The 12,441-nt window shown below is 52.7% G+C and carries 11 protein-coding genes; 10 read left to right on the top strand and 1 reads right to left on the bottom strand.

Annotation, left to right across the window (positions count from 1 at the left end):
- The first annotated feature begins 442 nt into the window (after positions 1 to 442).
- The 7 genes from NNN71_RS12940 (at position 443) to purB (ending at position 5,942) form a co-directional block, all read left to right on the top strand.
- Positions 443 to 949 carry a curlin gene (locus tag NNN71_RS12940; protein ID WP_249021990.1) on the top strand — a complete coding sequence of 169 codons (507 nt, stop codon included), beginning with the start codon at positions 443 to 445 and terminating at the stop codon, positions 947 to 949.
- Between the two features lie 44 nt (positions 950 to 993).
- Complete coding sequence (locus NNN71_RS12935) at positions 994 to 1,782, top strand: hypothetical protein (RefSeq protein WP_163448069.1); 789 nt, start codon at positions 994 to 996, stop codon at positions 1,780 to 1,782.
- Positions 1,783 to 1,839: 57 nt separating this feature from the next.
- Positions 1,840 to 2,169, top strand: coding sequence for a curli assembly chaperone CsgC (gene csgC, locus NNN71_RS12930; protein ID WP_223802362.1), 330 nt, complete (start codon positions 1,840 to 1,842; stop codon positions 2,167 to 2,169).
- 57 nt (positions 2,170 to 2,226) lie between these two features.
- Positions 2,227 to 2,688: an NUDIX hydrolase gene (locus tag NNN71_RS12925; protein ID WP_223802361.1), complete on the top strand. Its 462-nt coding sequence runs from the start codon at positions 2,227 to 2,229 to the stop codon at positions 2,686 to 2,688.
- A 53-nt stretch (positions 2,689 to 2,741) separates the two neighbouring features.
- Complete coding sequence (gene mnmA / locus NNN71_RS12920; RefSeq protein ID WP_249021991.1) at positions 2,742 to 3,851, top strand: tRNA 2-thiouridine(34) synthase MnmA; 1,110 nt, start codon at positions 2,742 to 2,744, stop codon at positions 3,849 to 3,851.
- Positions 3,852 to 3,926: 75 nt separating this feature from the next.
- Positions 3,927 to 4,568, top strand: a complete 642-nt coding sequence (gene hflD / locus NNN71_RS12915; RefSeq protein ID WP_167576170.1) for a high frequency lysogenization protein HflD — start codon at positions 3,927 to 3,929, stop codon at positions 4,566 to 4,568.
- Between the two features lie 3 nt (positions 4,569 to 4,571).
- Positions 4,572 to 5,942 carry an adenylosuccinate lyase gene (gene purB / locus NNN71_RS12910; RefSeq protein WP_167576171.1) on the top strand — a complete coding sequence of 457 codons (1,371 nt, stop codon included), beginning with the start codon at positions 4,572 to 4,574 and terminating at the stop codon, positions 5,940 to 5,942.
- Between the two features lie 169 nt (positions 5,943 to 6,111).
- On the opposite strand, the gene NNN71_RS12905 is transcribed toward purB, so the two are convergent.
- A complete protein-coding gene (locus NNN71_RS12905; RefSeq protein ID WP_271458634.1) occupies positions 6,112 to 8,607 on the bottom strand; it encodes an autotransporter family protein in 2,496 nt (831 codons plus the stop codon).
- Positions 8,608 to 9,092: 485 nt separating this feature from the next.
- Between NNN71_RS12905 and phoP the strand changes: the two genes are divergently transcribed.
- From phoP to NNN71_RS12890, 3 genes are all read left to right on the top strand, one after another.
- Positions 9,093 to 9,767 (top strand): two-component system response regulator PhoP, encoded by a 675-nt coding sequence (gene phoP, locus NNN71_RS12900; RefSeq protein ID WP_167576173.1) that lies wholly within the window; start codon positions 9,093 to 9,095, stop codon positions 9,765 to 9,767.
- Positions 9,764 to 11,227 carry a two-component system sensor histidine kinase PhoQ gene (phoQ, locus tag NNN71_RS12895; protein WP_271458633.1) on the top strand — a complete coding sequence of 488 codons (1,464 nt, stop codon included), beginning with the start codon at positions 9,764 to 9,766 and terminating at the stop codon, positions 11,225 to 11,227. The genes phoP and phoQ overlap by 4 nt, the downstream gene beginning before the upstream one ends.
- A gap of 76 nt (positions 11,228 to 11,303) precedes the next feature.
- Complete coding sequence (locus tag NNN71_RS12890) at positions 11,304 to 12,425, top strand: ribosomal protein uL16 3-hydroxylase (protein WP_167576175.1); 1,122 nt, start codon at positions 11,304 to 11,306, stop codon at positions 12,423 to 12,425.
- Positions 12,426 to 12,441: the final 16 nt, after the last annotated feature.

Below are 12,441 nucleotides of genomic sequence, written 5' to 3'. Positions count from 1 at the left end.
GCGTTATTCATTATGATTTATATAAAAAAATGCGTTTTATCCTTTCCCATAAGGACTGTATTAGTATGCGTATTTACACTCCAGACGATTCAAGATATGCCATCTGCTGCCGAAAATGGCGCTCGCTGTAAACATTATTTTCCACGATGGGGCTTAGCGTGGAATAATTTAGCTTAAGACCTACAACAAATACGTTTACCCAGTCACCCTCGCCGGGCTAATTAACATGGGCTGACTACCACACCGCGCCTGCTATCTCATCCCTGGAACCTCATACTATTGACTGACGTGTCTTTTCAAAATACGTAATCCAGGCGAAAACAGGGAATATATCTCCTGGACATACTCAATCCATAAATCAGCGCTACCGCACTCCGTCACGGATTAAGGTATCGCTGGTTTAACTCCTGACTTTAACCGTTGGTTAAATCAAGGTGCCATTATGAAACAGTGGTTATTAATAATACCCTTATTGGGCTGTTCATATCTGGCGACCGCGGGAGGCGATCTTGCTGGCTCTGAGTTTTCGGGGCTGAATCAATATCGTCAGAACTACGATATGGTAGCGATTACTGGTCAACATGGCAGTGGTAATAACGCGGCTATTAATCAGTCAGGCTCGCATATTTACGGTTCTATTTCCCAGGTCGGTGGATATAACAACGCGATATTAAACCAAAATGGTTTTAATAATCGCGCGGCAATAGCTCAATACGGTAACGGTAACAACGCGACGGTGAGTCAATCAGGGACGAATAATTCTGCAGTATTGGTCCAGGTAGGATCGGCAAATCAGGCGGATGTTACACAAACCGGTTTTGATAACTCTGCGAAGATTGTCAGCAAAGGCGTTGGCAATATTACGCAGATTAATCAAACAGGCACAAGCCGCGGCGCGGCCGTTGTGCAAAATTCGGCAGGAATGGCAATTCGTATTACCCAAAATTAGTGTTTTAACTGATTGACCAATCTCTAAACCTATGGGGTATCTCAATGAAAACGTGGAAAATTGTTATTTTGTCATCGCTGTTAGTCTCTGGGGTCGCAGTCGCCGGGAATGAGGATAAAGGCGGTGGTAGTTGGCCTCCTGGAGGGGGTAGCTCCGGCGGCTCTGGCGTTACGCTTCCAGACATCCCGCTGATTACGGGCAAAGCACCTATCGTGCCGCAAAACGGCAAGTGGGATCAGGCCATCCATATTTACCAACCGGGCACCGGCAACTTCTCCCAGGCTAACCAGGCAAGCTCATCAGGATCCGTCATTGATGTCCATCAGTACGGCAATTATGGTAGCTCCACGGTAAACCAGACGGCGACCAAAAGCGCGGTATTCGTCAACCAATATGGTACGGGTAACCAATCTTTGGCCACACAGAACGGTACAACCAGTTCAATCAGTGTGACTCAGAAAGGTACGAATAATACCTCTTCGGCAACACAGCAGTTGGGCGGCGCGGGTAATGCGATTGTGGTGTCACAAGACGGCATCGCCAACAGCTCCGGCGTTAAACAATCCGGTACCGGTAATTCAAGTTCGGTACTACAGACAGGCAACCTCAATTTGTCTGATATTGTTCAGGCGGGTAAAAACAGTATTGTGGATGTACAGCAGACTGTGGGCTCAAACAAATCTTACGTCACTCAAAGCGCTAATGATTCAGCTATCTTAGTCGCTCAGACGAATGCCGGTAACTTCAGTAACGTCAACCAGACACACAACACCGCTGTGACCTACGTTCAACAATCCGGTCTCGGCAACACCTCTTTCGTTAATCAGAACTGACCCACACAGCCGGATGAATATTCATCCGGCTTTTTTCTCTCAATGACGAGGCCGATTATGCATCTTCTGCTTATTGCCGCTGCGCTCAGCAACCAGCTGTGGTTTGAAACCCAACAGCAGGACGATACGCTGGTGGTTACCCCCATGGCCACGCTGACGGATGACTGCAGCTGCCAGATGACCATTAACGTGATTCATCAGGGGCAATCGGGGCAGAGCAACAGCAGCCAGAGCGGCAATGTGATTATAAAAGGGCAGCATCCGCAGCCGCTAGCCAGCATGATGCTGGATATCCCCCACGGCGAATGGACGCAAATCACCGTCACCTTAAGCGATAATAAAGGCATTCTTTTACAACAGAGCTGGAGTTCACCGGCGAAGGTTTGATTTCCCCCACCTCTTCTTTATATCCTTATCGTCTCTCTCCCCCGATAAGGATGCCGCATGTTTAAACCTCACGTTACCGTCGCCTGCGTGGTCCACGCCAAAGGCAAATTTCTCGTGGTTGAAGAAACCATCAACGGTAAAGCGCTATGGAACCAGCCAGCCGGCCATCTGGAAGCCGATGAAACGCTGGTACAGGCCGCCGAACGCGAGCTATGGGAGGAGACCGGCATTCGTGCAACGCCGCAGCACTTTATCCGTCTGCACCAGTGGATTGCCCCGGACCGTACGCCGTTTCTGCGTTTCCTTTTTGCGATTGAACTTAACGATCTGTGCCCTACCCAGCCGCACGATAGTGATATCGATCGCTGCCTGTGGGTCAGCGCGGAAGAGATCCTTCAGGCGAAAAATCTGCGCTCTGCGTTGGTGGCGGAAAGCATCCGCTGCTATCAGCAGAACGAGCGCTATCCGCTGTCATTAATCGGCGCGTTTAACTGGCCGTTTACCGAGGGTGCCAAGTAACGGGCTGCGTGCTAGAATATGCCGCCTTGAAGTCCAATGTCGTGAGTATTCCAATGTCAGAAAGCCAGAAAAAAGTGATCGTCGGCATGTCCGGCGGTGTTGATTCCTCTGTTTCCGCCTACCTGTTACAACAACAGGGCTATAAGGTGGAAGGCCTGTTCATGAAGAACTGGGAGGAAGACGACGGCGAGGAATACTGTACTGCCGCCGCCGACCTTGCCGATGCGCAGGCGGTGTGCGATAAGCTCGGCATTGAGCTGCACACCGTGAACTTTGCTGCCGAATACTGGGACAACGTCTTTGAACTGTTCCTGCAGGAGTACAAAGCGGGCCGTACGCCGAACCCGGATATCCTGTGCAACAAAGAGATCAAGTTTAAAGCCTTCCTGGAATTCGCTGCAGAAGACCTCGGCGCCGACTACATCGCTACCGGCCACTACGTGCGCCGTGCTGACGTCGACGGTAAAAGCCAACTGCTGCGTGGCCTTGATGGCAACAAAGACCAGAGCTACTTCCTTTATACGCTGGGCCACGAACAGATCGCGCAAAGCCTGTTCCCGGTTGGCGAACTGGAAAAACCGCAGGTGCGTAAAATCGCCGAAGAGCTGGATCTCATCACCGCGAAGAAAAAAGACTCTACCGGTATCTGCTTTATCGGCGAGCGCAAATTCCGCGAGTTCCTTGGCCGCTACCTGCCCGCACAGCCGGGTAAAATCATCACCGTTGATGGCGATGAGATTGGTACCCATCAGGGGCTGATGTACCACACGCTGGGTCAACGTAAAGGTCTGGGCATCGGTGGCACCAAAGAAGGCAGCGAAGATCCGTGGTATGTCGTTGATAAAGACGTTGAGAACAACATTCTGGTTGTCGCTCAAGGTCACGATCACCCGCGTCTGATGTCGGTGGGTCTGATTGCCCAACAGCTGCACTGGGTGGATCGCGAACCGGTCACCGGCACCTTCCGCTGCACCGTGAAGACCCGCTACCGTCAGACGGATATCCCATGCACCGTCACCGCACTGGATGCAGAACGTATTGAGGTTCGTTTTGATGAACCTGTTGCCGCAGTCACTCCGGGCCAGTCCGCCGTGTTCTATCGCGGTGAAGTCTGCCTGGGCGGCGGCGTGATTGAGCAGCGCCTGCCGCTGCCGGTGGAATAAAGCCCTCGTCTGAACAGGGCATAACGTAGCCTGCCTGGCGTCGCGCCGCCGGGCAGGCGCCAACAAGGAGTTAGCGTGGCGAAGAATTACTATGACATCACCCTGGCGCTGGCGGGAATTTGCCAGTCAGCCCGTCTGGTGCAGCAGCTGGCCCATCAGGGGCACTGCGACGGCGAGGCGTTACACGTCTCGCTGAACAGCGTTATCGACCTCAACCCAGACTCCGCGCTGGGCGTGTTCGGTGGCAGCGAAGCGAATCTTCGTCTCGGCCTGGAAACCTTACTCGGCGTGCTCAATGCCAGCAGCCGTCAGGGTCTGAACGCCGAGCTAACCCGCTATACTCTTAGCCTGATGGTGCTTGAGCGCAAGCTCGCCGCCGCTAAAGGCGCTATGGAGACGCTGGGTAACCGCATCAATGGGTTACAGCGCCAGCTCGACCATTTTGATTTGCAGTCCGATACCCTGCTAAGCGCCATGGCGGGTATCTATGTTGACGTCATCAGCCCACTTGGCCCGCGTATTCAGGTCACCGGCTCCCCTGCTGTGCTGCAAAGCCCACAGGTTCAGGCCAAAGTCCGCGCCTCGTTGTTGGCTGGGATCCGCTCTGCGGTGCTGTGGCACCAGGTCGGTGGCGGACGTCTGCAGCTGATGTTTTCTCGTAATCGCCTGACCGCTCAGGCAAAACAAATTCTTGCTCATTTAACCCCGGAGTTGTGATCTATGGAATTATCCTCACTGACCGCCGTTTCCCCTGTCGATGGACGCTACGGCGATAAAGTCAGCGCGCTGCGCGGGATTTTCAGCGAATATGGTTTGCTGAAATTCCGTGTACAAGTCGAAGTACGCTGGCTGCAAAAGCTGGCCGCACACGCAGCCGTCAAGGAAGTTCCTGCTTTTGCTGCCGACGCAAACGGTTACCTTGATAGCATCGTGGCTAACTTCAGCGAAGAAGACGCCGCGCGCATTAAAACTATCGAGCGCACCACCAACCATGACGTGAAGGCAGTTGAGTATTTCCTGAAAGAAAAAGTCGCGTCCGTGCCTGAACTGCACGCCGTGTCTGAGTTTATCCACTTTGCCTGCACCTCCGAGGACATTAACAACCTGTCCCATGCGCTGATGCTGAAAACCGCCCGTGAAGACGTGGTGCTGCCGTACTGGCGTAAGATTATCGACGCCATCAAAGATCTGGCGGTGCAGTATCGCGATATTCCGCTGCTCTCCCGTACTCACGGTCAGCCTGCCACGCCGTCCACCATCGGTAAAGAGATGGCGAACGTTGCTTACCGTATGGAGCGTCAGTACCGTCAGCTCAGCCAGGTTGAAATTCTGGGCAAAATCAACGGCGCGGTGGGTAACTACAACGCCCACATTGTCGCCTATCCAGAGGTTGACTGGCATCAGTTCAGCGAAGAGTTTGTTACCTCTTTGGGCATTCAGTGGAACCCGTACACCACCCAGATCGAACCACACGACTATATCGCCGAACTGTTTGACTGCGTCGCTCGCTTTAACACGATCCTTATCGACTTCGATCGTGACGTGTGGGGCTACATTGCGCTGAACCACTTCAAACAGAAAACCATCGCCGGCGAGATTGGCTCGTCCACCATGCCGCACAAGGTCAACCCGATCGACTTCGAAAACTCCGAAGGCAACCTGGGGCTGTCCAACGCCGTACTGCAACACCTGGCCAGTAAACTGCCGGTTTCCCGCTGGCAGCGTGACCTGACCGACTCTACCGTACTGCGTAACCTTGGTGTGGGTATCGGTTATGCACTGATTGCCTATCAGTCCACGCTAAAAGGGGTGAGCAAACTGGAAGTGAACCGCGATCGTCTGCTGGATGAACTGGACCATAACTGGGAAGTTCTGGCTGAGCCGATCCAGACGGTAATGCGTCGTTACGGTATCGAGAAGCCGTACGAGAAGCTGAAAGAGCTGACCCGCGGCAAACGCGTTGATGCCGAAGGCATGAAGCAATTCATCGACGGCCTTGCGCTGCCGGAAGAAGAGAAGACCCGCCTGAAGGCGATGACCCCGGCGAACTACATCGGCCGCGCCATCACCATGGTCGACGAGCTGAAATAATCGCGGCTCTCCCCTTCTTCGTTCTGGAGAAGGGGATTTTCCCTCATTTTATCGTCAGCGCAGGAAACTCGCCGTTAAGCCGTTGGGCTGATGGTCCCAGGGCGTTCCTTATTGCAATAAAAAAAGCCAGCAACAATCGTCACTGGCTAATCAGCTATTTCAACGGTAATCAGAACGCGTAACGCACCTTCAGGCTAATGCTCTGGCTGGTGAATTGTGTTCGCTGATTCGCATCATACTGTACGGTGCCATCAAGCACATCTGTGAATCTGGCCGTCACACCAACACCGGCCATCGCAATCCACGGGCTTTCACTCATACCATGATAGGTAAACGGCGTGTCCGCTGCGCCAATAAATGCCGCCGTGGTTTTGCTACGATCGTTCTTTGTATCGTAACCCGCCCCGACATAACCATGTACATCAACAATCTCCGAAAGCTTGATGCCCGCTTTCAACTTGCTGGAAACCACCAGGGCCTCGGTTGTGACCCCTCCCACCTTCAGGCCGACATCGTCGGCGCCAGTCTCCTGGTAACCTTTATCCTTCACGCGATAGTAATCAGTACGCAGTTCAGGAGTCAGCATAACGTCATCCATGGGGTGGAAAGTGCTTTGCAGCCCTATCCCGGCCTGGAACGTATCACTGTCGTAATCTGAGTGTGCGACGCCATTGTAGGCAGTGCTTCCATCGGTAGGGTTTTCAATATTCAAATAACGATTGCCGGTCGTATTATTTCGCCCGAAGCCAGTTTGCCAGGTTACAGCCGTGTCAGGCGTAAAATCATAGCCGCCATAAGCAAGAATATTCCAGCTATCCACACGCGCATCATGGCGGATGTCATCCGAGGTATCGTTAACGTCTGTTCGACTCATGCCCAGCGCCAGGCCAAGACGGGTTTTGTCTAATATCAGGCCATCCGCACCGATGGCGATCCCACGGGTATCGGCGTTATAACCTGCGTAATCGCCACGGTTGGACTGGTTATCCCAGCGTCCAACCGGGCGGATCCACAGGTATTTTTCAGGATTAAATTCGTTGGTATAACCCTGACCGCGAACGGACTCCTGACGGCTGTTTACGATATCGCCAAATGCGCGCAGATTATTCATTTCAATGTATGGCATGCTGCCATCCATCAACGGAGCAAGCTGAACCACATTTTTGTGAACCTGGCCGGCATTAAATGACGAGGTGATGGCACATACCGTACTCGCCAGAGCGCCGGTACAGTTCTGGGAACTGGTGTTATTGTTGTTGATAATGTTATCCACCACGGTCCCAACACCAACCAATGACGTGTTCTGGCTGGTATTAGTAATGGCGTTATTGACGGTAGTGAGTTTGGTCTCGGCAATTTTCAGGGAGTAGCTACTTCCGGTTTGCACCTGGATAAACTGATAACGAAGCGAGTCATCCAGTACCGCCGATGGTGAACCCGTGATATTACTCGCCGTTACGACATCAGCCAGTTCATCGCCATCAGCAAAACTTGTGCTACCACGGGTGATCACCACGGTCCGTCCATTCAGTGAAGCATTCCCGGCGACATTTAACTGTCCATAGCTACTGGTGCTGTCTGCCTGCAACGCCAGCACACCATTGCTATTTTGAACGTAAGTATTAACCGTTGAGGGCTGCTGGCTGCTGAGCAACTCAAAAATACCGCTGTTACTCATCGCGCTGTTCGGGGCATTAACTCGCCCAATAATAATCCCCTGGTTATTAATGTCCCCGGCAATTGTACTGGTGCTGGCAACCTGAATAGCATCACCCGTTAGTGCGCCAATTAACCCCTTGTTCTCGAACTGGTTCACCTTCGCAGTATCCGTTAACACCACGGCATTGCCGCTACCACCACCAATGATAGTGCCTGTATTAACTAATGTTCCGGTCTGAGAGGACCCTCCTAACGATACCCCTGCCACGCCACCATCAATAATACCGGCATTGAGAAGGGTATTTATTGCGGCAGTCTCAGTCACCGTAATACCCGTTCCATTCGGGGCATAAATAACACCATTCCCCAGGTTTTGCAGGGTCGTATCCGTTACGTTACTCCCGGCATAAATACCGTTGCTTCCGGCACCATTAACCGTGATATTACCGTTATTTGCAATAAGGCTACTTTGGAAGGATTTTGCATTAATACCATCAGCATTCGCCCCTGAGGTTGTAATATTGCCGTTATTGGTTATAGAGCTACCTGAAACAACGTTTAAAAAAATCCCATTAGCCTCATCGGCCGTTGTCACCAATTTACCGGTATTTAAGACTTCACTATCTGCCACTTCTGCAACATTGATAGCATTAGTGCGGGCACCTGAAGTTGTCACGGTCCCCTTATTTTCAACTTTGGAATTAGTTGTCGAGAAAAAACGAATCCCATCACCATCGGAAGTGATGTTCCCATTATTCAGCAAACTTGCTTTATGGCTGCCAAAATGGATAGCAGTATCACTCCCAGTGGTTGTAAATTGCGTTCCCTGGGCAACAGTGACACTTTGCCCGTCAGTGCGAAATATTTGTGGCGTCGTAACACTGTTACTACAGGTTACCGTCGCACCCGATGGATCGGTACAATCCGCCAATGCCAATGGAGAAGCCAGCATGCCAGCACCTCCAAGGATGCTACTCATCACTAAACAACTGGTTTTCTTCTTCAAGGTGGTTCCTCAACATAATAATCACGATTTTAACAAATTTAGTTGCGAAATCTGATAGTTGCCATACGTTATCTTTTCACCATTATGCATTAGCACTAATGCTTCGTCTGCTTAGCAACCATAAAAATAACCATAGTCTATAAATCGTTTACCAACACCGTTTCAAAGGCGTGATAGCGGGTCCGGATGCCTTCAACAGTAAATAAACAAACGTTGGTTTTATCAGAAATGCTTAAGCTTACGAATGGGAGTCAGTTTATAGTTCACACACCCTGGAAAGGGCACCAGATTAAATGAGCAAAAGTGAGCCAGAGCGTTGTCAATCAATGAGATCGTCAGCAGGAACGCGAAAATGCACGTATGGTTTATGATGTGGGGCTCCGGCATAACCGTAGAGATAAAAATCATGTGATTTCAACATCATGTGGTTTGTAGCAATATTTAGCGCTAAACTATTCACGTCGTTAATTTAATGGAGAAACAGCATGCGCGTACTCGTCGTAGAGGACAACGCTCTGTTACGTCATCACCTGAAAGTTCAGCTCCAGGAAATGGGCCATCAGGTGGATGCCGCAGAAGATGCGAAGGAAGCAGACTATTTTTTAGGCGAGCATATTCCCGATATTGCCATTGTCGACCTTGGGTTGCCGGATGAAGACGGCCTGTCGCTGATTCGCCGCTGGCGCAGCCATGATATTTCGCTACCGATTCTGGTGCTGACCGCGCGTGAAAGCTGGCAGGACAAAGTGGAGGTACTGAGCGCTGGTGCTGACGACTACGTCACCAAGCCGTTCCATATTGAAGAAGTTGCCGCCCGCATGCAGGCGCTGATGCGTCGTAACAGCGGCCATGCCTCGCAGGTGATCTCTTTACCCCCGTTCCAGGTGGACCTTTCACGTCGCGAACTGTCCATTAATGAAGAAGTGATCAAACTCACCGCCTTCGAATACACCATTATGGAAACGCTGATCCGCAATAATGGCAAAGTGGTCAGTAAAGATTCTTTAATGCTTCAGCTCTATCCGGACGCCGAGCTGCGCGAAAGTCACACTATCGATGTGCTGATGGGCCGCCTGCGTAAAAAAATTCAGGCTCAGTACCCGCAGGACGTCATTATTACCGTACGCGGCCAGGGCTATCTGTTCGAACTTCGCGAATGAAAAATATCCGACGGCATATTCTGCCGCTGTCGCTGCGGATGCGCTTTCTGCTGGCGACGGCCGCCGTGGTTATCGTTCTGTCGCTGGCCTACGGCATGGTGGCGCTGGTGGGCTACAGCGTCAGCTTTGATAAAACAACTTTTCGTCTGCTACGCGGCGAGAGCAACCTGTTCTATACCCTCGCCAGATGGGAAAACAATACGCTGGACGTAGAGATCCCCGATAATCTGAATATGCAGGGCCCGACGGTGGCGCTGATTTACGGCGACAAGGGAAATTTGCTGTGGCAGCAAAAAAATCTGCCGTGGCTGACCCAAAGCATTCAACCCGAGTGGCTGAAAGGCAATGGGTTTTATGAGATTGAGGCCAATGCAACCTCCTCCAGTTCGCTCCTTCACGGCAATCACGAGATTCAAAAAGAACTCAGTGAAATGCAGCAAGCCGGCGATGATTCTGAGATGACGCACTCGGTGGCCGTCAATAGCTACCCGGCGACCAGTACGATGCCCGCTCTCACCATCGTGGTGGTGGACACCGTGCCCATTGAGCTTAAACGCTCCTACATGGTCTGGAGCTGGTTCTCCTACGTGCTGGCCGCTAACCTGCTGCTGGTGATTCCGCTGCTGTGGATTGCCGCTCACTGGAGCCTGCGCCCCATCGCCGACCTTACCCGTGAAGTGCGTGAGCTAGAAGATCACCACCGTGAACACCTCAACCCGGACACCACCCGCGAGCTGACCAGCCTGGTACGCAACCTCAACCGGCTGCTGAAAAGCGAGCGCGAACGCTATGATAAGTACCGCACCACCCTCACCGACCTGACGCACAGCCTGAAAACGCCGCTGGCAGTGCTGCAAAGCTCGCTGCGTTCACTGCGCAGTGAAAAAATCACCGTCAGCGAGGCAGAGCCGGTGATGCTGGAACAAATCAGCCGGATCTCGCAGCAAATCGGCTATTACCTGCATCGCGCCAGTATGCGCACCGACAGTACGCTGGTCAGCCGTGAACTGCACCCGGTGGCGCCGCTGCTCGATAGCCTGACTTCCGCGCTCAATAAGGTCTATCAGCGCAAAGGGGTAAATATCACGCTGGATATTTCACCGGAAATCACCTTTGCCGGTGAGAAAAACGACTTTATGGAAGTGATGGGTAACCTGCTGGATAACGCCTGTAAATACTGCCTTGAATTTGTCGAGGTTTCCGCCCGCCAGACCGATGATTACCTGCATATTATCGTTGAGGATGATGGCCCAGGCATTCCGCAGAGCAAACGCGATATCGTGTTCGACCGCGGTCAGCGCGCCGATACCATGCGCCCAGGACAGGGCGTTGGCCTTGCCGTTGTCCGTGATATCGTCGAGCAGTATGACGGCCAGATTGTGACCCGCGATAGCCTCCTTGGCGGCGCGAAAATGGAAGTGATCTTCGGTCATCAGAATCTGGACGGTCACGAAGGGTAAATTCTGTTTCCGCAGCAGGGTAGTTTTGTGAATAAGATGTATAATCCGGACATACATCTGCTGCGGAAAAAGTCATATGGAATACCACTTAACGTTAAACTGGCCCGATTTTCTGGCGCGCTACTGGCAAAAACGACCGGTCGTGCTTAAACGCGGCTTCGCCAATTTTATTGACCCCATTTCACCGGATGAACTGGCAGGTCTGGCGATGGAAAATGAGGTTGATAGCCGACTGGTGAGTCATCTTGACGGTGACTGGCAGGTCAGCCACGGTCCGTTTGAAAGCTACGATCATCTGGGCGAGAGCAACTGGTCGTTGCTGGTCCAGGCCGTTGATCACTGGCACGAACCTTCCAGCGCGCTGATGCGCCCGTTCCGCGCCCTACCCGACTGGCGTATCGACGATCTGATGATCTCCTTCTCCGTCCCCGGCGGCGGCGTTGGCCCGCACGTCGACCAGTATGACGTGTTTATTATCCAGGGCACTGGCCGTCGCCGCTGGCGCGTGGGCGAGAAAACCACGCTCAAGCAACACTGCCCACATCCGGATCTGCTCCAGGTGCAGCCGTTTGACGCCATCATTGATGAAGAGATGGAGCCCGGCGATATCCTCTATATTCCACCGGGATTCCCGCACGAAGGCTACGCGCTGGAAAACTCGCTCAACTATTCCGTGGGCTTCCGCTCGCCAAACAGCCGCGAGCTGATTAGCGGCTTTGCCGACTATATTCTGCAACGCGATCTGGGCAACCAGCACTACAGCGACCCGGACGTTCCGGCACGCGACCACCCGGCAGATCTGCTGCCGCAAGAGGTCGATCGCCTGCGCGATATGATGCTGGGGTTGATACAGCAGCCTGAGCATTTCCAGCAGTGGCTGGGGGAATTTATCAGCCAGTCGCGCCACGAGCTTGACGTTGCGCCGCCGGAGCCGCCGTATCAGCCGGATGAGATTTACGACGCGCTGCAGCAAGGCGATATGTTACAGCGCCTGGGCGGGCTGCGGGTCATCCGCATTGGCGATGACTTCTTCGTTAACGGCGAGAAAGTAGATTCGCCGCACCAACATGCACTGGATGCGATGGCGGGCAGTATTATGCTGGAGAGTCAGCACTTCGGCGAGGCGCTGGACGACCCGTCGTTCCTAGTGATGTTGACCGCGCTGGTCAACAGCGGATACTGGTTCTTCGCGGAGTAAGATGAAATAACCCGGG

Source organism: Kluyvera sp. Awk 3, from assembly GCF_028069715.1.
Lineage (GTDB): Bacteria > Pseudomonadota > Gammaproteobacteria > Enterobacterales > Enterobacteriaceae > Kluyvera > Kluyvera georgiana_A.
Note: the sequence above shows the minus strand (reverse complement) of the source record. Positions and strands in the feature narration are given on the sequence as shown.

Bases quoted from the DNA above. Each gene is read 5' to 3' on its own strand.
- mnmA (WP_249021991.1), top strand. From the start codon at position 2,742: ATGTCAGAAAGCCAGAAAAAAGTGATCGTCGGCATGTCCGGCGGTGTT.
- phoP (WP_167576173.1), top strand. From the start codon at position 9,093: ATGCGCGTACTCGTCGTAGAGGACAACGCTCTGTTACGTCATCACCTG.
- NNN71_RS12925 (WP_223802361.1), top strand. From the start codon at position 2,227: ATGTTTAAACCTCACGTTACCGTCGCCTGCGTGGTCCACGCCAAAGGC.
- purB (WP_167576171.1), top strand. From the start codon at position 4,572: ATGGAATTATCCTCACTGACCGCCGTTTCCCCTGTCGATGGACGCTAC.
- phoQ (WP_271458633.1), top strand. From the start codon at position 9,764: ATGAAAAATATCCGACGGCATATTCTGCCGCTGTCGCTGCGGATGCGC.
- NNN71_RS12935 (WP_163448069.1), top strand. From the start codon at position 994: ATGAAAACGTGGAAAATTGTTATTTTGTCATCGCTGTTAGTCTCTGGG.
- NNN71_RS12940 (WP_249021990.1), top strand. From the start codon at position 443: ATGAAACAGTGGTTATTAATAATACCCTTATTGGGCTGTTCATATCTG.
- csgC (WP_223802362.1), top strand. From the start codon at position 1,840: ATGCATCTTCTGCTTATTGCCGCTGCGCTCAGCAACCAGCTGTGGTTT.
- NNN71_RS12890 (WP_167576175.1), top strand. From the start codon at position 11,304: ATGGAATACCACTTAACGTTAAACTGGCCCGATTTTCTGGCGCGCTAC.